The sequence below is a fragment of the Legionella sp. genome, assembly GCF_047605385.1.
Lineage (GTDB): Bacteria > Pseudomonadota > Gammaproteobacteria > Legionellales > Legionellaceae > Legionella.
This window is the reverse complement of the sequence record NZ_JASGFU010000004.1, coordinates 64,633-84,428: the sequence shown is the minus strand read 5'-3', so window position 1 is coordinate 84,428 and position 19,796 is coordinate 64,633. Positions and strand designations below refer to the sequence as shown.

Sequence of the window (19,796 nt, the reverse complement as noted above, 5' to 3'; positions counted from 1 at the left end):
TTACAAGCCTTTGGAACTCCATTTTTCTTACTTAAAAACTCCGAACTGGGGTTAGATAAAGAACACTATCGTGTATTAAACGACGTACATAGCTCATCAAAAGAAGTATCTCAACCTACATTGACATTAAAATACAATTCGCCTACTTACCGTTTTTTTACTGATGTGCATGAGTATTTACTTACGAGCTATGAGCTAGCAATGCATCGTGTTAACGGAAAGATACCTGTTAGCGAGATCAATTATACCAAAGAGCAATTAGCAGAATCTCAAGCATTTCTCGATTTAGAAAATACAACCAAGCAGGAAGAGCTGCCTGATAAAGCTAATTCAGTAATAGATTTTAGGCGCGAAGGAGTAACCATCTATGGTGCAGTGATACCACAAACAAAAGATGAGAATAAAGATCCAGGCATTTGTTCTTCGATAGAGTCTTTTGCAGGAGATGAGATTAGTTCACCTGACTCAAAGGCTAATAAGATTTTTAACTTTGGTGGACAATTTCTTGAAGCCATTGTTCTTAATGAGTTTTCAAATTCAATTACAATGACAAATGATGAACGCCTTAGACTAAAACCAGCTCAAGTTAAAGGGCATGTTAACTGGTCTAAAGATCCTGAAACCAAAGAAATTTATGCTACAGTGTCTGTTAAAATATTAACTTGTAATAACCCAATAGGAAATATTCTTGTCATGAGTACTAATAGTGACTCACTCAAAGAAGTTAAAGACATGAGTATAGAACTTGAGAAAGTGATGAAACAATGTCATTTAGAAACAACAGGAAAAACTGAAGAAAATATAGTTCCTATATGTGAAATGAAAGCAAAACTGAAATTAGTTGAAAATGATTTGGGTTCTGGTTATTTTTTAAAAGCGGATGAGCTTAATATTAAAATTAATACCCATGATTTGATTTCTAGTAAAGCGCCCAAACTTGATGATTCGTTTCATTATGATGGACCTCGTATCACTTAATGAACGTGCAAAATGCTTTTTCGATATCTTTCCGCGCAATCAAGCATTAGAATATTTAATCAATTAAATATTCCAGACAATCCAATATCCACACGCATCCAAATATCACTTTATATTTCTTATTGACACTCTTTTATATTTGCAATTATAATTTTTCTTTATCACCAGGGGTGCTAAGCCTAATATTGCTTAGCTGAGAATCACCCTTTGTACCTGCTCTGGATAATGCCAGCGAAGGAAGAGTGGATTATGAAAAATAAATTATCTATTTTTAAATTAGCTCCCGGATTTATCGGCACTCTGCGAAAAACAGAACCTGTTGAGAAGCAATTAAAGCTTATTGTCAAGCACCAATTCAATAAAGAATTATTTGATGGCACTCTTAATCCCATAGTTTTTGGTGATTATTTACATGATGATTACATTTATTTACATCATTACGCTCTTGCCTTACAAAAAATAGAAAAATCGCTAAAAAAGACCTATCCTTCCCTCGCGGAATTATTATATCATCTTGCAACAGATATCCTTGATAATGAAAAAAATATGCAAAAAGAATATGATAAATATTTTACTTATTCTGAAGCATCAAAACCCCAAGCCGCTATTACTAACTACATTCACTTTATTAATACTCACATTAACTCCCCTCTACCTGTTGCCTTATGCAGTATTTTGCCCTGCTTCATGATCTATTACCAATTAGGTATCCTGGGTAATCAACAAAAAGTAGAAAATAATCCTTATCAAAACTGGATAAATACCTATTCAAGTCCTGAATTTTCTCAAGCAACCCATGCTCTCATTGATGTGATCAATGAACTAGCGCAAAAAACTAATGCTGAAGTACTAGAACAAATGCGAAATGCTTTCGTCCAAGCAGTTACATTAGAATTACAATTTTTTGATGAAGTAGTCCCTGAGCTAATTCCAGCTTCGGTTATGGAGCTTAAGAAGATCGCATAACCAACGTAAAGAGCAATGCTGCATTCGCCGCAAACTCTTCTAAATGATTTTTTTTAAAGAACTCCAGGGACTGTCAACAGCCCCTAAGCTATTACAAATTTAACTTTTAGGAATCACTGCTATTTTAAAATTAATAATCACATCGTCTTTAACCACATCAGTATTTGCCCATTCACCAATACCAACACTAAAAGCACTACGTTTAATCGTTGCGTGTCCTGTAACAATCCAATGATTTTTTGAAGACTCAATAGCCGTAAAAGTGAAAGTAGCTGGTGCTGATTTATTTTTAATTGTCAGATCCCCAATAGCCTGATAAGTTGAATTATCTATTTTATTAAATTTTGTAGCTTTAAATTCTGCTTTGGGAAATTCTTTCACATTAAACCAATCTGGAGTTACCAATATATTTGCCAGTTCGGCATAAGATACAGAAAGAGAACCAGTTTGTACGATAATATCAATACTACTGTCCTGATATTTGATAGGATCGGCAATAACTGTCCCAGTAAAAGACTTAAATGAACCTGTAACCGGTGCGCCATTTTGTGTTCCAGTGAAAGAAATACTACTTTCAGTAGGAATAATATTCCATTGCGGTAAAATATCGGCATAGGCTATGGAACTGATAGTAAAGACACAAAAGAAAATGGAATGTAACAATTTCATGAGAACATCCTCCGTAATATATCATCCTTGTTAATAAAATGGTGCTTTAAAGCAGCAGCAAAATGCAAACTAATCGCAACAATCAATGCATAACCTAACCATTTGTGAATTTGCTGAAACAAAGCCAATTTTTGTGGATCTGCAGCAATCAAAGTAGGTAAAGTAAATAAACCAAAGAAAGATGGGGGGAAACCTGCTGCTGAAGTCAAGAACCAACCGGTAATTGGCATAGCAAACATAAATAAATATAAAGCCCAATGCATACTTCGTGCAGCTATTTTTTCCAATAAAGGTAAGGTTAATTCTGGATTCACATTGGTTAAATACCAAAATAACCTGAAAAAAGCTAAAAATAGCACTAATAAGCCATACTCTTTATGCCAATCATAAAATTTTAATGTCTGCAATCCCCAAGGCAAAGAAACCATATATAAGCCTAAAGCTAACAAACCAATAATCAAAATAGCTATAACCCAATGAAATAAAATAGCAACAATGCCAAATCGTGTCTTACTGTTTTTAATTTGCATAAATCATCCTTTCTTGGGAGATCAATTGTTACACAGAGGAACTGTATTTGTGATTATTATTCCGCTTTTTTGTCTTGATTTTCGAGAGTAACTGTTTCTGGTTTATTCAAATAAGCTTCTGCTTCAATATTAAGATGCACTGTATCATCAAGTGCTGGAGATAAAGCATTAATTCCAAAGTCAGAACGCTTAATGGTTGCTATTGCTGAAAAACCGGCTGTCATCCTATTAGTAATAGGATTCATACCTGACTTATTAAAGGTTACATGCATTACTACAGGCTTGGTCACACCATGTAGCGTTAGCATACCAGAGACATTGGCTTTATCCTTACCAACCATCTGTACCTTATCACTAACAAAGGTTGCTTTAGGAAATTGCTTTACATCAAAAAATAATTGGCTTTTAAGGTGGTCATCCAACTCCGGTAAACCTGTGGAAATATTGGCCATATTAATCTCGGCCGTCACTTTGCTTTGCTGAGGATGATCTTTATCAATGACTAATTGTCCAGTTGCATAAAATTTACCTGCCTGAGTGGAAAATCCAAGGTGTTTAATCGTCCAGAGTACATAAGTATGCTGATTATCTAAAATCAAAGTTTCAGGCTTTGCTTGTACTACTGAAGTAAATACAAGTAAACCAATTAATAAAGAAACCCAGCGTGCGAAACCATTCATGATGTAAGTCCTTATTTTACTGTTCAGATTTAAGACTGCCGCCAACTAACTTTTGGCACAATCCCTTTGGCATAAAAAGAAATGCATCTTTTTGCTTATCTTTAGTTGCAGAACCAGCACAAGAAGCCGTGGCAGTAGCGCAATCATTCATTCCCATTTTCGCAACACCATAGCATTTTTCCATTGCTGGAGTATCTTTACTGTCTGCTGCTGCACTAGTATTCGTCGCAGCCAGCACCAAAAACGCGGACACCACTGACTGAACAAGCTTATCCCTGGTCGACATAGTTCACCTCAAGCTGTTAAAATAGTGCTAGTTATAGTATGGGAAAATTAATAAAACAACAACTGTGATATTGCTCAAAGAGTTAGTGTAGAAATTCCCTCACCGTAAGGCACAATCGCCAAAAGAGGTGCTCTTAATTTGCGTTGTAACGTCTCGATATTTGCAGATAAAGCCAACATTTCTGCATCAATACAATTAGCAATCCATCCATGGCAAAAAATATTATGCGCTTGCAAAACAGATTCTGTAAGTAAAGTATGATTAAGACAACCTAATTTCATACCCACAACTAAAATCACTGGTAACTTAGCGATTTTTAAGAAATCAATCCAAGTTTCATCATTATTTAAAGGAACCATCAAACCACCCGCTCCTTCAATAAATAAATACTCGATTCCGGGTAGCTGTACATTGAGGCAATAATCAGCAATTTCAGCTGCAGACAATAAAACTCCTTCTTCTACTGCCGCGATATGCGGAGAAACGGGTGATTTAAATAACCAAGGATTAATGATCTCCTTATCCAAATGCGTTGCTTTTTGCAACTGATAAACATCACTACTAATAAGTTGTCCTTCTTTTTCAATGCAACCACTGGCAATCGGTTTAATTGCTGCCGCATTGACTAGCGAAGAGACTAAACTGGCAGTAATATAGGTTTTACCACAATCAGTATCAGTGCCGGTAATAAAATAACGTCTCACTTACAATAGCCCTCTTAGCTCATTAACAAACATATCCTGATGTGATAAAAACGGCATATGCGCGGCACGATTAAAAAAAACATAATTAAAAGTAGGATAAATCATCTGCATTGCTTTCATGGTTTTTACTGGAACAATAGGATCCAGGCGACCAAACATATAAGTCACAGGGCGTTTATATGTTTTCAAAGAGTTGCGAAAATCCCAAGTCTCTAAAATTTCCAAACCCAAAGCCAGGCTGTCAGGAGAAGGAGATTTATCCAAATGCAATTGAAATTGTCTTTTACCTGCATGTAACTGCACAAACTCTTCTAAAGTTGCCTCTGGATTTTTAAGCAAATTATGATAAAAACTCGCAAATACTGCTTTGGAAACTCCTGGCCACTCCTCATCCATCAAAAATCGTGGTGACGAAGCAATATTAATCAGTTGAGTGACTCGAGAGCTTTCTAAAGCCAAACGAGTAGCATAAAGCCCTCCCAGCGACCATCCGATGACGGCAAATTGCTCTGGTAACTGACTTAATAACTGTTGTTTAAACTCAGGCCATCCAATCTGTTCTGTTGCACCGAAACCTGGTAAATCTACCAAGATTAAGTGGTAATCAGCACTTAATTGTGACACTAAAGACAGCCAGATTGTATGTGTAAATCCCCAACCATGAAAAAAAACGACAGGAATTCCTTGACCATAGGCATTAAGATGTAGATTCATATATAGTATTAAGCATGTTAAATAGAAAATGTAATTGTTCAGGTGTATGATTAAAATTCAAAATTACCCGTAATCCTGTTTCTTTCTTGCTGACGGTCGGCGTCCTAATAGCAGAACAACTAATCCCTCTTTTTTTTAACTCTTGGATATAGTACATGGCCTTATGCGGACATCCTAAACGTAATTGCTGAATTGGCGTTGATGAGTCTGCCCAAATAAAGGGAGATTGTTTCGTTAACTCGCGAAATAATGCCACCATATTCATGAGCTTTAAACGACGCTCATCTGCCATAGCGACAACTTCCAAGGTATGTAATAAGCCATAGCTTAAAGCTGGACTGCAGGCCGTCGAGTAAATTAAGGAGCGTCCTGCTTGCAATATCGCAGTAATCCACGCATCTTCACCAGCAAGGACAGCTCCTTGTGAGGCAAAGGCTTTACCTAAGGGAATCACTCTTAAAGGAACTTGCCTTGCAGTTAAGCCATGATGAACAACTGCTCCTTTTCCTTGTTCTCCGATAACCCCAAAAGAATGGGCCTCATCAACCAATAGATCGGTTTGATTGTTCCTACACAAAGAAGAAATTTCAGCTAAAGGGGCCATTTGCCCACTCATACTAAAAACACCTTCGGTAATCAGCGCTGAAACGTCAGTTTTTGTGGTTAGCTTTAGTTGTAAGTCACTCAAGTCATTATGAAAATAACGGCTAAAATCAACCTGTGCCAAACGAAAACCATCATAAATTGAAGCATGCACTTCTTTATCAATAAAACAATGCACCTCTAAGCGCCCTAATAAAGCAGTTAAAGCCAAATTTGCTGCATATCCGGACACAAATAAAATACAATTTTCGACACCTAGCCAATCTGCAAATTTTTTTTCGACAGCACGATGATTTTCATGGTACCCACTAAGCAACATGGAAGCACCACTTCCACAAGGATAAGACGAATAGCCACGTTGGTATGCTGCAGCTATTTCTTTATGGCGTTGCAAAGAAAGGTAATCATTACTATCAAAATGAATTAGACCATCATTTTGAGCATTACCTACAATGCGCTGGCGCAATAAGCCTTGTTGTGCTAATTGCCGGGTATAGTTTTTAATTTGCTCATTTAAAAACATTGTACTCTCAGCTTTAATGAATATTCATTATTTATACCATCTCAGTTAAGCCAAGCTTATTAAATAAGATCTTATCCTTATGTCGTTGTGGATTATCTTCAGTCAATAATTTGTCGCCAATAAATACAGAGTTTGCTCCAACAAAATAACATAGAGCTTGCAATTCATCACTCATCTCAGTGCGACCAGCAGTTAAACGAATAACGCTTTTAGGCATCAATAGACGAGCAGTTGCGATAGTACGTACTAATTCAATGCCTTCAACTTGAGGCGACTTTGCCAATGGAGTTCCTGCAACCGGAATCAAACGATTAATAGGCACACTTTCAGGAGGAGTTTCTAAATTAGCAAGAGTGAGTAAAAACTCAATACGATCTTCACGGCTCTCACCCAAACCCAAAATACCACCACAACACACATTAATTCCTGCTTCCCGCACATTTTCCAAGGTTTGCAAGCGGTCACTAAATTTACGTGTCGTAACTACTTTTTCATAGTAAGAAGGTGAGGTATCAATATTATGATTATAATAATCCAAACCAGCCTCTTTTAAGTCTGCAGCCTGCTCTTTATTTAACATTCCCAAAGTCATACAAGTTTCTAAACCTAAGGCCTTTACACCAGCAATCATTTCTTGCAACTGTGGCATTACCTTCTCTGGAGGACAACGCCAGGCAGCACCCATACAAAAACGCTTGGCCCCACCCTCTTTAGCTTCTTGTGCTTTTTGTAAAACATCAGCAACCGACATCAATTTTTCTTTTTCCACACGCGTTTTATGATGCCCACTTTGTGCACAATAGCCGCAATCTTCAGGGCAAGCTCCAGTCTTAATACTTAATAAAGTAGCAAACTGCAACGAATTCGCCTCATGATGCTCACGATGTGCTTGATGTGCCTGGTTTAGCAAATCATTAAAAGATTGTTCATAAATTGCCGTAATTTCTGGGATGGTCCATTGTTTTTTCACTTGAGTCACAGCATACCCCTATTTTTTATATATAGAGGACATGATAAAGTCGCATCTTCGCTTGTCAACCAAAATCTTTTAAAATGGTCAACATAGAACAATTAATTACTCGTGATCTCCAACACATTTGGCACCCTGGTGCACAAATGAAAGACTTTGAAGAATATCCACCATTGGCTATTGAACGTGCTCAAGGCTGTTACCTCTATACCAACAAAGGTCAATTAATTGATGCCATCTCCAGCTGGTGGTGTAAATCTCTAGGTCATGGCTACCCACAAGTAATTGCCGCAATTAAAAAGCAAATGGATTCTTTTGAGCATGTTATTGCTGCAAATACTACTCATCCATCATTGGTTGAATTAGGTGAAGTTTTAGCACAAGTCACTGGAAAACAACATATTTTCTTTGCCAGTGATGGCGCAAGTGCTGTTGAAATTGCATTAAAATTAACGATTCACGCTAATCAACTTCGTGGTTTAGCACATAAAACACAATTTATTGCCCTAAAAAATGGATACCATGGTGAAACTCTTGCTACTATGGGGGTTAGTGACTTAGGAATTTATAAAGCACCTTATAGTGCTTATGGCCTTCCCTGTCATTTTATTGAACATATTCCTTACGTATATGATAAAAATGATCCGTTATGGAATAATAGTGAAGCCTATTGGCCAGTTGTTGAGAAGGAATTAAATGCCATTGCTCACTCTACATGTGCCATTATCCTTGAACCCATAGTGCAAGGAGCTGGGGGCATGCTCTGTTACAGCCCCGATTTTTTACGAAGACTTGCAGCTTGGGCAAAAGCTAATTCTATTTATTTGATTGCCGATGAAATTATGACTGGCTTAGGTCGGACTGGGGAATGGCTTGCATGCAATCATGCAGGAGTTGACCCCGATCTCATTTGCTTGTCCAAAGGCTTAACTTCCGGCTCAATTCCTCTTAGCTGCGTGATGATTGATCATTGCCTATTTGAACTTTTTTATGATGACTATAGCAGTGGTAAATCGTTTTTACATTCACATACCTACAGTGGTAATTCACTGGCGGTAAGTGCCGCTTTAGCAACGATTAAAGCCATGCAAGAAGAGCAAATAATTCCCAACGTGCAAAACCTTGGTGACTATATGCGCAAATGCATGCATGAAATTGCGCAGTTATCAGGTAAGATTACTAATGTGCGTGGTGTAGGAGCTATTGTTGCCGCAGATCTTGAATCCGGCTCTCAAAAACGTATTGGTAATAAGATCGCTCAAGAAGCGTTAAAACATGGTGCTTTGTTACGACCTATGGGCAATACTCTTTATTGGCTACCGCCGTTAAATATAAGTGGAAATATTATTGGGAAATTGGCGGAAATAACACTACACTCTATAAAAGCAGCATATGCATAAAAAGCTTAAATAATGAATCGACAGTGGCATTATTTGTCAGATTATTTTTATCGACAATTTAGAACAGTTTGGATATTAATCACGATTGCTCTTCTTGTACTTTGTTCCTACGTAGCATGGTATAGTAATATTCACAATACTCATACCACACTTAAAGAAACAGCAAATAATCTGGCATATAAAACAGATAATTTTATTAATAATGTATTTGCAGAAATACACTCCTTGCCTATTTATAAGAAAAAAAACGTAAGCTGCGAAAAGAATTTTATACCTTACTTACGCCATATTATTATCAATCACCCACAAATTTCTGGCTTGGCCATACTTGATACCAGTCATCATCTGATTTGTTCCACTTTGCCTCATAATAAAAATTTTCTTTTAACGCAAAACACCTCAACCCAAGCCCTTATAGGGCCACTTGAATTACCGATGTTTGATCAGCCCATTTTTTCCATTAAGAGAAAAACAGCTAATTATTATATCGAAGTTATTATTATGTCCTCGATACTAACAAATTTGTTGGAACCAGTAGAGTCGGGAATACATACTGTTATTTTATATGATAAAAATAAGAAAAAAAACATTCTAGAAATAGAACATACAAAGAAAGACTCCTGGCTCTATAAAAAGGTAATGGACTCTCAATTACTTTTTACCTCAAAACCTGTGTATGCTAGCGCTGCATTACAAAGTGTAGATGGTATAAAAGTAATTGTTATTCAATGTCATCAAACCATGTTTCATCATTTATGGTATAACCAAGCCCTACTCGGCCTTGATATTTTAGTCATTTCATTTCTTTTATACAGGTTATTAAAAAATCTTCTACGCAAACATTATTCACTTCAATGGTCGATCAAAAAAGCATTAAAGAATAAACAATTTTACCCAGTGTATCAGCCTTTGTTTGATATTAACGCCAACAGCTACACAGGAGCAGAAGTGCTTTTGAGATGGCAGGAAAGCAAAGACAAAGTCATCATGCCTGACTTTTTTATTGAAGAAGCAGAAGATACTGGTTTAATAGTACCAATAACTTTACAAATTATTGAAATTGCCTTTAAAGAAGCCAAAAGCATTTTAAAAGCGGATCCTTCATTTCATCTATCATTTAATATTTGTGCACTTCATTTTACTGATCCGGATTTTTTCAATAGATTCTATAAGCTTTTAAATGATTACACTGTTTCTCCTAATCAAATCTTGCTAGAAATCACTGAACGTGATTTATTAGATGAAAATAATGAAACCAATATTATGAAAATGCAAGAGCTGCGTGAGAAAGGCTTCTCTTTAGCAGTGGATGATTATGGAACAGGACATGCAAGTATTAGCTATTTGCAATATTTTCCTTTCAATTATCTTAAAATCGATAAATTATTTATACATGCCATTGGTACGAAGGCAATTACTGAATCATTAAACGATGCCATTATTGATTTAGCGAAGAAAATAAATTTAATTATTATTGCTGAAGGTGTAGAAACAGAAGAACAAGTAAATTACTTACTTAAAAATGGAGTCCAATTACTGCAAGGCTGGTATTTTTCAAAGGCATTGTCTATTGAACAATTAAGAAGCTTGCTTCGAGGAGAAAAAAATGAATGATGGAGTTCGTTGTTTCCTGATTGTATTACTTAGTTATGCATCTTTAACCTTTGCACAGCCTCTAGTAGATGATGGTAGAAATTTTTGGCAATGCACTACTCATGATACTACTGGTAACAAATGGGTTGCCCGTAGTTTTTATCAAAAAATAGCTTTAAATTTTGCCTTCGCCAATTGCAAGAAAGAAAGTACCGTACCAGCAACCTGTATCACTGCATCAGGAAATTGTGAGCAATTTATTCAAGGGGTGAGTATCAAACCAAAGTGGAAATGTACGGCTCTTGATTTCAATGCAATAGCATGGGAAGGCAACAGTTATTGGCAACTTTATGATGCCGCTTTAGCTGCTAAAAATTATTGCCGACAAAAAAGTAAAGTACCTGGAACCTGTTATGTTAATTTTGTTACCTGCGTCAATCAAAATGAGTTAAATAGCTAATGGTTTACTGTGTGGGTTTGACGGGTGGAATTGCTTGCGGTAAGAGTGCTGTTGCTGCTTTATTTGCATCCAGGGGAGTATCGATTATTAATGCTGATCAGATTTCCCGAGATCTGACTGCCAAAGGTCAAGAAGCATTAGACCAAATTGTTGCCCATTTTGGTCATACGGTTTTAACAGCTACTGGTGAACTTAACCGTAAGACATTAAGAGAGATTATTTTTTCTAATACTGAAGAACGAGTTTGGCTTGAGCAACTTCTACATCCACTCATACGTCAACACATTAAAAAACAAGTAGAGGCTTGTCCAAACCCTTATTGTATTGCAGAAATTCCTCTACTCATCGATAAAACTCACTATCCTTATATAAATCGTATCTTATTAATAACCGCACCGTTAAAAACACAAATTAGTCGTATCATGCAACGTGATAACTGTTCACAAAAGCAAGCCCAGGCAATACTTGCCATCCAACCGAATCTTAATGTGCGTTTACAGTACGCAGATGATATTTTAGAAAATGATGGCACCTTGATTGAGTTAAAATTTAAAGTCAATAAGTTACATCAACGTTATCTACAACTTGCTCAGAAGTAAAACTAAAAGAATGCCATGCTATAAGAGTTTGTCCTTAAAATTTGGGGATTAATGCGATCACTTGGCGATTAGCTTCAGGAAAATCATCCGCATTTAACTCCCCTTGCTTTACCCAAGCCATAGCCAATTGCCCTTCAATACAGGAAGGATTACCTTTAAATTCGGTAACTAAAAAAACCAGTAACTGCACTGATTTATCCGTATATTGATGAATTACATCACCAAGAAATTGATACTTAATAACCTTTAAACCAATTTCTTCTTGGACTTCACGTATTAAAGCTTGCTCAGGAGATTCATTAAGCTCTAATTTACCGCCAGGAAACTCCCAACACCCACCATGCGAAGCATGAAGCGGGCGTTGGGTAATTAGAATCCGTTGCTGTTTATCAACAAGAACAGCTATAGCAACACGAATCACGCCAAACTACCGTGACATGATTTATATTTCTTACCAGAACCACAAGGACAAGGATCATTACGACCTATTTTCTTTTCTTGGCGTTTGTATGTTTGAGATTGAGGTACACCACTTTCATCATCATTAAATGAGTCACCATGGTTTAAATTCATTTTACTGATTTGATCCGCACGGCGTTGCTCTTCAACAGCATGAACATCTTCTTGATTTTGAATTTCAACAGAAGAAATAATACGAATCACATCATACTTTAAATTATCCAGCATCAAAGTAAATAAAGTAAAGGCTTCTTTTTTATATTCTTGCTTAGGATCTTTTTGCGCATAACCACGCAAATGAATACCTTGACGCAATTGATCCATAGCGGCTAAATGCTCACGCCATTGATTGTCTAGAGTTTGCAAGATCACTGATTTTTCAAATTGTGACATCACGGCTCTTCCTGCCTGATGTACTTTCTCATCATAATGCGCTTTTGCAGCTTCAAGAATTTTCTCTTTAATCTGCTCGGCTTGAATATGATGATCCTCTTCAATCCATTGCAGAAGAGGAATATCAAGCTTAAACTCTTCGGATAATACATCACTTAAAGCTTTGGAGTCCCATTGATCTTCTAAGCTTTGCGGTGGAATATAAGTATCCACCAGATTATCAATTACTTCTTCTCTCATCATGTTAATGACTTCCTCAGTATCAGTCATATCCATAATGGAAGCACGTTGAGTATAGATAACTTGACGTTGATCGTTAGCAACATTATCGTATTCAAGTAATTGCTTTCTTACGTCAAAATGGTGCCCTTCAAGCTTACGTTGTGCATTTTCAATCGCTTTAGTAACTAAGCTATGCTCAATAGGCTCACCTGGCTGCATTCCTAAGCGACGCATCATGGACGCTACACGCTCAGAAGCAAAGATACGCATTAAATTATCTTCAAGTGATAAATAAAAACGGCTACTACCCACATCACCTTGACGACCAGAGCGGCCACGTAATTGGTTATCGATACGACGTGATTCATGACGCTCTGAACCAATGATTCTTAACCCTCCTGCAGCCAACACTTCATCATGACGCTGTTGCCAAACTTGTTTTACTTTGGTTTTCTCTTCAGCGGTTGCGGTTTGAGGTAATTGTGCTAAATCAGCAGATAAACTTCCACCTAAAACAATATCCGTACCACGACCCGCCATATTAGTTGCAATAGTAACTGCACCAGGACGTCCTGCTTCAGCAATAATTTGCGCTTCTTTTTCATGAAACTTCGCATTTAAGACTTGGTGAGGGATGTGTGCTTTTTTTAGTAACTGACTTAAAAATTCAGAAGCTTCAATAGATGCAGTACCCACTAGAACAGGTTGCTTGCGTGCTACACACGCACACACATCATCAATAACTGCTTTAAATTTATCCTGTTGTGTTAAATAAACCAAATCAGATTCATCTTTACGCATCATCGGCTTATTGGTAGGGATGACTACCACATCAAGATTATAAATTTGCTGCAATTCATAAGCTTCTGTATCAGCGGTTCCAGTCATACCTGAGAGTTTATTATACATGCGGAAGAAATTCTGGAATGTAATAGAAGCCAAGGTTTGGTTTTCATTTTGAATAGCAACTCCCTCTTTAGCTTCTACTGCTTGATGTAAACCTTCAGACCAACGACGACCAGGCATCGTACGGCCAGTATGTTCATCAACGATTACGACTTGGCCATTACTCACAATATAATCTACATCACGATGAAACATTGCATGTGCTTTAAGTGCAGCATTCACATGATGCATCAACATAATATTGCTGGCATGGTAAAGGCTCTCACCTTCTTTCAACAACTTGGCATTAGTCAACAACTCTTCAATGTGCTGATGGCCCGCATCCGTTAAGTGCGCTTGCTTTTGCTTTTCATCAACGGTGAAATCACTCTCACCACCTTCTTCCTCTTGTTTTTTCAAATGTGGAATAAGTTTATTAATCTTAATGTAGAGTTCCGAGCTGTCTTCTGCAGCACCAGAAATAATTAATGGAGTACGTGCTTCATCAATAAGAATCGAATCTACCTCATCCACAATCGCAAAATTAAGCTCACGCTGAACTTTATCAGCAAGACTAAACGCCATATTATCGCGCAAATAGTCGAAACCAAACTCATTATTGGTTCCATAAACAATGTCAGAACGATAAGCTTGTTGTTTGTCATGATGTGACATGTCAGGATAAATTACACCAACGGTAAGCCCTAAAAATTCATAAATCGGACGCATCCATTGGCTATCACGTTTCGCCAAATAATCGTTTACTGTGACCACATGCACACCGTGACCACCAATCGCATTCAAATAGGCAGGTAAAGTCGCAACTAAAGTCTTACCTTCCCCGGTACGCATTTCTGCGACATTGCCTTCGTGCAGCACCATTCCACCAATTAATTGCACATCAAAATGGCGTAAGTTTAAGGTACGAACAGAAACTTCACGAACGGTAGCAAAAGCTTCAGCTAACATTTCATCAAGACTTTCTCCCTCTGCAAACCGAGCTCTGAATTGTTGTGTTTTTGCAGCCAACTCCGTATCAGTGAGTGCTTGCATTTGTGCTTCAAACGCATTAACAGCCACTACTGCCTTTTCCATACGCCGTAATGTACGCTCATTTCGGCTTCCAAACATTTTCTTGATCAACGTATTCAGCATGGCCTAAATAATCCTCTGGAGATTTAAAATAGCAAAATGCCTAATGTACTAAAATTCATGGGAAAATACCATGAATACCTTTATTAAAATCGATTGATACTCATCAATAATCATCTGTTATGTTACTGTTTCCATTTCAGATAGGTATTGCACTAGTTGTTGCATTAGAGAGAGGTCTTTCGTTTGCATCATTAACATCAAGCTTTTCTTCCATTGACTTGCTCCAGGCAAACCAAAAGCTAAGTTAAATACTGGTTTTACCAATAAACTAAGCGGAATACCTTTATTATAGGCTTTTTGTAAATAATCAGTATATTTAACAAAGGCTTTTTTACGTGAAAGTTTAGAAATTTGAGGATACAGTTGTTGATGAATTTCAGCAATTTGATAGGGATTATCACACGCCAAACGTCCTAACATGACTCCATCAACCCGATCCAAGTGTTCTGCCATATCTGGAATTGTCGCAATATTCCCATTAATCACTATGGGAATATGAGGAATTTCTTTTTTAATGCGATAAACAAAATCATAATTTATCGGTGGAATGGTTCTGTTTTGTTTTGGGCTTAAACCGTTTAACCATGCCTTACGTGCATGCACAATAATTTTTTGACAGCCTGCAGCAATTAATTGATGGACAAAATCACTAAAAAACTCATAACTGTCTTGCTGATCAATACCAATACGTACTTTAGCCGTTACCGGCAACGTTGTAGTTTCACGCATTGCGTGGATGCAAGCCATCACCACAACTGGTTTATTCATTAAACAAGCACCAAAGTGTCCTGCTTTAACCCGATCACTAGGGCAACCTAAATTAAGATTCACTTCATCATAACCTTCTCGCTGTGCAAGTTGCGCACAATATCCTAAATCATGTGGATCAGAACCACCTAATTGTAAAGCAACGGGATGTTCAATTACATCAAATTGCAATGCACGCACTGGATTATTTTGAATGGCTCCTGCGGTTTGCATTTCGGTATATAACAAAGCATGAGGCGCTAATATACGCATAAATACGCGAAAATGACTGTATGTCCAGTCAATCATTGGTGCAATAGCTAAAGGTGAAAAAAGAGCGTCTGACACAATAATAAATTAATTAGCAAAAGGATTATTATAATGCAATCGCTCTATTTTATACAAAAATATTGGTAATAAAATACTTAGACAATTTAAATTAAGCACAAATAAGGCCGTTTAAACAATATTCTCTTGCTCTATCACATTCATTGCTTGCACCATCAACTGCAAACGTGTTCTTCCTTGGAAAAAATTAATATCTAATTTATACGCAATATGAATATAACGAGCTCGATGATTTGGCCAATTATTCAAATCCACATTAAATGCAATCGCATCTACTGGTTGTCCACCTTGAGTTGGCATCAAAGTCATTTTTAAATGATTTTTTCCAACCAAACGTTGATCCAATAATTCAAACACATTATCAAATACCGGCTCTGCAAATTGTTGACCCCATGGACCAGATTGATGAATCAATTGTGCTGTTTCCAAGCTCAATTCAGCCGCCACTAAAGGGCCATCGGTCAGTAACTCACCCTCACATTGTGATAAATCAAGATGCTTACTCACTTCAGCGACTAAAGCATTACGAAAAGCATTTATTGCTTGTGGTCGAATACTCACCCCTGCTGCCATGGCATGTCCACCAAATTTGGTAATTAATCCTGGATGGTCTTTATCTATTGCTGCGAGCACATCGCGAATATTTAAATCAGGTACTGAACGTGCTGAACCTTTGAGCTCTTCATCACTAACTTGAGCAAAAGCAATTACTGGACGATGATAACGCTCTTTCATTCGCCCTGCTAAAATTCCAATCACCCCTTGATGCCAGGTTTTATCAAAAAGACACAAAGCTAAAGGCAAGTGCTTTCCTTGATAATCATTACTCATTGCCAACTTTTCTAAAGCCAACATGGCTTGTTCTTTCATCTCCAGTTCAATTTGTTTTCGCTCCTGATTTAATTCATCTAATTGCAAGCAATAGTTTCTCGCCTGATTTGGATCTTTGGAAATTAAACATTCAATACCTAAAGACATATCATCTAATCGACCTGCAGCATTTAATCTAGGAGCAATCGCAAAACCCAGATCCGACTCTCGTAGGCGAGAACATTCACGTCCAGAAACTTCAATTAAAGCCTTAATGCCTTCACGACATTGTCCCTGGCGAATTCTCGCCATTCCCTGATTAACCATAATGCGATTATTCTGATCTAAACCCACCACATCGGCAACTGTTCCCAATGCGACCAAATCCAGAAAACTGGCCATATTAGGCTCAGGAATCTGCATGCTGACAAACCAATCTCTGTTACCAAGATGTCTGCGTAAAGCCAGCATTACATAAAAAATAACTCCTACTCCCGCAATTGATTTACTAGGAAATGCACATCCTTTTTGATTTGGATTAACAATTGCACAAGCATCAGGTACCGTCTCTGCAGGCAAATGATGATCGGTAATCAAAACATCAATACCTAATTGATTTGCTCGCTCAACACCCTCAAAACTGGCAATGCCATTATCTACAGTAATGATGAGCTGAGGATTCCATTGACTGGCAACCTCAACAATTTGCGGTGTCAGCCCATAACCAAACTCAAAGCGATTAGGCACTAAATAATCAATATACTGTGCACCCATCTCTTTTAATGCGGTAATAGCCAAAGCAGTTGACGTTGCACCATCCGCGTCAAAATCACCAATAATTAAAATACGTTGCTGTTCACGCAATGCCTGTTCCAGGCGTGCACAGGCTTCATTAATTCCTTTTAATAAATTAAACGGTAATAAAGTCTGCAATTGTTTATCTAACTGTGAGGCTTCCGTAATTCCTCGAGCAGCAAAAATCCTTTTAAGAACCTCTGGTATATTAGGTAAATTTAAAATATGAGTTGGTTGCGGACGACGTTTAATACGCATAAGTTAATTTTCTCCATAATCGAGTAAACCAATTGCTATTAACACTGGTATAAGCCACATTATTCCAATACCAATGAGCATTTAGTTTTTTTAATTCGTCTTGATGAGATGTACTAAGTACTGAAAGATCATTAATTAATAGAATCTGCTGCTCTTTAATTTTTATTGATGGGTCATACAAACAAGCCTTGGTACTGCATAATTGAGCAATAGAAAACAATGTTTCATCAGCGCAAATGCTGATTTTTTTGGGCTCAGTTAATTTAGCGTTCCCCCAAGGCCATAGACCATTCATGTCTGAATCATTTACTTTAGAAGCAAGGAGCATTTGGCTTTCAGTGATAAATTTTTGCCAAAATAAAGTAGAGTCCATTTGCGCCAATTCTGGCATTAAAGATCGACTTAATAAATAATAGGCTGGTTTTGATTGTAAAGGATGTTGTTTAGGGTCATGAAGTAGCCAGGTTTCTGCATTGTGATAATATAGGGTCATTTCCTCTTCACGCAGATACTTGGCAAAAAAGGTAAACCAAGACTTGGAGGTGGATTCATCCAGCCGTAACTCTTTTCCAATAGCCACAATTAATGCATCATTATGGGTTACTTGCCAGTGTATAGGGCTCAAAATTAACCAATCCCCTTCAAGACCATGCATTCTTCGTAATAAATCAGCCAAAGGGGGATCTTCAGGGTCATAACCTAGGGCAGTGAATAAGTTCAGTAAGACATTGCCTGCGGATACTAATGATTTTACCTGTGTTGGAATGGAGTCGCATTCTGCATTGAGAATAAGATACACCTTAGCTCCTATTATTTAATCTTTAATGTATTGTTGCTAGCCCATGTTCTTATGCTGTAATCACTCCATCGCGACGAAACATTGCCTTTAAGTTTCTTAACGCTTGGCGTGTGCGATCTTTATTCTCAATTAAACCAAAACGCACAAAACCATCCCCTTGTTGACCAAAACCAATACCAGGAGAAACAGCTACGTGAGCCTCCTTAAGCAAATACTTACTGAACTCTAATGATCCCATAGAAACATAATGTGTGGGAATTGGAGCCCATACAAACATCGTTGCCTTAGGTCTAGTCACCTGCCAGCCTAACTCATTAAGTCCATCACAAAGCACATTGCGACGGCTTTCATAAAGAGCTCGAATTTCATGGACACAATCATCGCTACCTTCCAGGGCGGCAATCGCAGCAACCTGGATAGGAGTGAAGGTTCCATAATCCAAATAAGATTTAATCCGCGTCAACGCAGCAACCAAGTCTTTATTTCCACACGCAAACCCAACGCGCCAACCAGGCATATTGTATGACTTGGACATAGAATAAGTTTCAATAGCAATATCAGTTGCCCCGGGGACTTGCAAAATAGATGGTGCTTTATAACCATCAAAAACGATATCCGCATAAGCAAGGTCATGAATAATCCAAATGTTATGTTTTTTACCAAGCTCGACTACTCGCTCAAAAAACTCATAGTTAACACACTGTGTGCTTGGATTTGCTGGGAAATTAATCACTAAAGCTTTAGGTTTTGGCAAACTGCTATTAATTGTCTCCTCAACGGCCACTAGAAATTGCATTTCATCGATTAAAGGAATTTGCTTCACATTGGCGCCAGCAATAATAAAGCCATAGGTGTGGATAGGATAAGCAGGGTCAGGTACTAAAATAGTATCTCCGGGGCCACTAATTGCCAGAGCCAGATGCGCCAAGCCCTCTTTGGAACCAATCGTGGCTAAAACTTGGGTTTCACTGTCTAAATGAACATCATAATTCCGGTGATACCAACTAGCCATAGCGCGTCTTAAACGTGGAATCCCCTTAGACATTGAATAACGATGAGTATCAGGTCTTTGCACCACTTCAACTAATTTATTAACAATATGTGGCGGTGTGGGTTGATCAGGGTTACCCATACCAAAATCAATAATGTCTTCTCCACGTGCTCGTGCTTCTGTTTTCAATTGCGTCATAGTATTGAAAACATAGGGGGGGAGTCGTTTAATTCGTGGAAATTGATTCATAATATTAACC

At 37.6% G+C, this 19,796-nt stretch carries 20 protein-coding genes and 1 riboswitch; of the genes, 6 read left to right on the top strand and 14 right to left on the bottom strand.

Features of this window, described 5'->3' with window-relative positions; translation table 11 throughout:
• A partial coding sequence (locus QM652_RS02015; RefSeq protein ID WP_415072478.1) for a hypothetical protein occupies positions 1-978 on the top strand: 978 nt, incomplete at its 5' end.
• Positions 979-1,134: 156 nt separating this feature from the next.
• Positions 1,135-1,236: riboswitch (TPP riboswitch) on the top strand.
• Positions 1,228-1,944, top strand: a complete 717-nt coding sequence (locus tag QM652_RS02010) for a TenA family protein (RefSeq protein ID WP_415072477.1) — start codon at positions 1,228-1,230, stop codon at positions 1,942-1,944. It overlaps the preceding riboswitch by 9 nt.
• A gap of 99 nt (positions 1,945-2,043) precedes the next feature.
• On the opposite strand, the gene QM652_RS02005 is transcribed toward QM652_RS02010, so the two are convergent.
• From QM652_RS02005 to bioB, 8 genes are all read right to left on the bottom strand, one after another.
• Complete coding sequence (locus tag QM652_RS02005; RefSeq protein WP_415072476.1) at positions 2,044-2,613, bottom strand: YceI family protein; 570 nt, start codon at positions 2,611-2,613, stop codon at positions 2,044-2,046.
• On the bottom strand, positions 2,610-3,143 hold the full coding sequence (locus tag QM652_RS02000) for a cytochrome b (protein WP_415072475.1): 534 nt from the start codon (positions 3,141-3,143) through the stop codon (positions 2,610-2,612). Before QM652_RS02000 ends, QM652_RS02005 begins: the two co-directional genes overlap by 4 nt.
• 56 nt (positions 3,144-3,199) lie before the next feature.
• Positions 3,200-3,823, bottom strand: coding sequence for a YceI family protein (locus QM652_RS01995; RefSeq protein WP_415072474.1), 624 nt, complete (start codon positions 3,821-3,823; stop codon positions 3,200-3,202).
• A 16-nt stretch (positions 3,824-3,839) separates the two neighbouring features.
• Entirely contained in the window at positions 3,840-4,109 is a 270-nt protein-coding gene (locus tag QM652_RS01990) for a DUF2282 domain-containing protein (RefSeq protein ID WP_415072473.1), read from the bottom strand.
• 74 nt (positions 4,110-4,183) lie between these two features.
• Positions 4,184-4,813: a dethiobiotin synthase gene (gene bioD, locus QM652_RS01985; protein WP_415072472.1), complete on the bottom strand. Its 630-nt coding sequence runs from the start codon at positions 4,811-4,813 to the stop codon at positions 4,184-4,186.
• Entirely contained in the window at positions 4,814-5,527 is a 714-nt protein-coding gene (locus QM652_RS01980) for an alpha/beta fold hydrolase (protein WP_415072471.1), read from the bottom strand.
• Entirely contained in the window at positions 5,511-6,653 is a 1,143-nt protein-coding gene (locus tag QM652_RS01975) for an aminotransferase class I/II-fold pyridoxal phosphate-dependent enzyme (protein WP_415072470.1), read from the bottom strand. The genes QM652_RS01980 and QM652_RS01975 overlap by 17 nt, the downstream gene beginning before the upstream one ends.
• Positions 6,654-6,684: 31 nt before the next feature.
• Positions 6,685-7,632 carry a biotin synthase BioB gene (bioB, locus tag QM652_RS01970; protein WP_415072469.1) on the bottom strand — a complete coding sequence of 316 codons (948 nt, stop codon included), beginning with the start codon at positions 7,630-7,632 and terminating at the stop codon, positions 6,685-6,687.
• Positions 7,633-7,706: 74 nt separating this feature from the next.
• Between bioB and bioA the strand changes: the two genes are divergently transcribed.
• From bioA to coaE, 4 genes are all read left to right on the top strand, one after another.
• Positions 7,707-9,023: an adenosylmethionine--8-amino-7-oxononanoate transaminase gene (gene bioA / locus QM652_RS01965; protein WP_415072468.1), complete on the top strand. Its 1,317-nt coding sequence runs from the start codon at positions 7,707-7,709 to the stop codon at positions 9,021-9,023.
• Between the two features lie 360 nt (positions 9,024-9,383).
• The gene (locus QM652_RS01960) at positions 9,384-10,637 is read left to right on the top strand and encodes an EAL domain-containing protein (protein WP_415072467.1); all 1,254 of its coding nucleotides are present in this window, start codon (positions 9,384-9,386) and stop codon (positions 10,635-10,637) included.
• Positions 10,630-11,076, top strand: a complete 447-nt coding sequence (locus QM652_RS01955) for a hypothetical protein (protein ID WP_415072466.1) — start codon at positions 10,630-10,632, stop codon at positions 11,074-11,076. Before QM652_RS01960 ends, QM652_RS01955 begins: the two co-directional genes overlap by 8 nt.
• A complete protein-coding gene (gene coaE / locus QM652_RS01950) occupies positions 11,076-11,675 on the top strand; it encodes a dephospho-CoA kinase (protein ID WP_415072465.1) in 600 nt (199 codons plus the stop codon). The genes QM652_RS01955 and coaE overlap by 1 nt, the downstream gene beginning before the upstream one ends.
• Before the next feature lie 34 nt (positions 11,676-11,709).
• Here coaE and mutT read toward each other — a convergent pair whose 3' ends face one another.
• From mutT to alaC, 6 genes are all read right to left on the bottom strand, one after another.
• Entirely contained in the window at positions 11,710-12,093 is a 384-nt protein-coding gene (gene mutT / locus QM652_RS01945; RefSeq protein WP_415072483.1) for an 8-oxo-dGTP diphosphatase MutT, read from the bottom strand.
• Positions 12,093-14,789 carry a preprotein translocase subunit SecA gene (gene secA, locus QM652_RS01940; protein ID WP_415072464.1) on the bottom strand — a complete coding sequence of 899 codons (2,697 nt, stop codon included), beginning with the start codon at positions 14,787-14,789 and terminating at the stop codon, positions 12,093-12,095. The genes mutT and secA overlap by 1 nt, the downstream gene beginning before the upstream one ends.
• Before the next feature lie 117 nt (positions 14,790-14,906).
• The gene (gene dusA / locus QM652_RS01935; protein WP_415072463.1) at positions 14,907-15,884 is read right to left on the bottom strand and encodes a tRNA dihydrouridine(20/20a) synthase DusA; all 978 of its coding nucleotides are present in this window, start codon (positions 15,882-15,884) and stop codon (positions 14,907-14,909) included.
• 111 nt (positions 15,885-15,995) lie between these two features.
• Positions 15,996-17,747 carry a single-stranded-DNA-specific exonuclease RecJ gene (recJ, locus tag QM652_RS01930; RefSeq protein ID WP_415072462.1) on the bottom strand — a complete coding sequence of 584 codons (1,752 nt, stop codon included), beginning with the start codon at positions 17,745-17,747 and terminating at the stop codon, positions 15,996-15,998.
• Positions 17,737-18,546, bottom strand: coding sequence for a hypothetical protein (locus tag QM652_RS01925; RefSeq protein WP_415072461.1), 810 nt, complete (start codon positions 18,544-18,546; stop codon positions 17,737-17,739). Before QM652_RS01925 ends, recJ begins: the two co-directional genes overlap by 11 nt.
• Before the next feature lie 49 nt (positions 18,547-18,595).
• Positions 18,596-19,786, bottom strand: coding sequence for an alanine transaminase (gene alaC, locus QM652_RS01920; RefSeq protein ID WP_415072460.1), 1,191 nt, complete (start codon positions 19,784-19,786; stop codon positions 18,596-18,598).
• Between the last annotated feature and the right edge of the window lie 10 nt (positions 19,787-19,796).

Bases quoted from the DNA above. Each gene is read 5' to 3' on its own strand.
- QM652_RS02010 (WP_415072477.1), top strand. From the start codon at position 1,228: ATGAAAAATAAATTATCTATTTTTAAATTAGCTCCCGGATTTATCGGC.
- QM652_RS02005 (WP_415072476.1), bottom strand. From the start codon at position 2,613: ATGAAATTGTTACATTCCATTTTCTTTTGTGTCTTTACTATCAGTTCC.
- QM652_RS02000 (WP_415072475.1), bottom strand. From the start codon at position 3,143: ATGCAAATTAAAAACAGTAAGACACGATTTGGCATTGTTGCTATTTTA.
- QM652_RS01995 (WP_415072474.1), bottom strand. From the start codon at position 3,823: ATGAATGGTTTCGCACGCTGGGTTTCTTTATTAATTGGTTTACTTGTA.
- QM652_RS01990 (WP_415072473.1), bottom strand. From the start codon at position 4,109: ATGTCGACCAGGGATAAGCTTGTTCAGTCAGTGGTGTCCGCGTTTTTG.
- QM652_RS01980 (WP_415072471.1), bottom strand. From the start codon at position 5,527: ATGAATCTACATCTTAATGCCTATGGTCAAGGAATTCCTGTCGTTTTT.
- QM652_RS01975 (WP_415072470.1), bottom strand. From the start codon at position 6,653: ATGTTTTTAAATGAGCAAATTAAAAACTATACCCGGCAATTAGCACAA.
- bioA (WP_415072468.1), top strand. From the start codon at position 7,707: ATGGTCAACATAGAACAATTAATTACTCGTGATCTCCAACACATTTGG.
- QM652_RS01955 (WP_415072466.1), top strand. From the start codon at position 10,630: ATGAATGATGGAGTTCGTTGTTTCCTGATTGTATTACTTAGTTATGCA.
- coaE (WP_415072465.1), top strand. From the start codon at position 11,076: ATGGTTTACTGTGTGGGTTTGACGGGTGGAATTGCTTGCGGTAAGAGT.
- secA (WP_415072464.1), bottom strand. From the start codon at position 14,789: ATGCTGAATACGTTGATCAAGAAAATGTTTGGAAGCCGAAATGAGCGT.
- recJ (WP_415072462.1), bottom strand. From the start codon at position 17,747: ATGCGTATTAAACGTCGTCCGCAACCAACTCATATTTTAAATTTACCT.
- alaC (WP_415072460.1), bottom strand. From the start codon at position 19,786: ATGAATCAATTTCCACGAATTAAACGACTCCCCCCCTATGTTTTCAAT.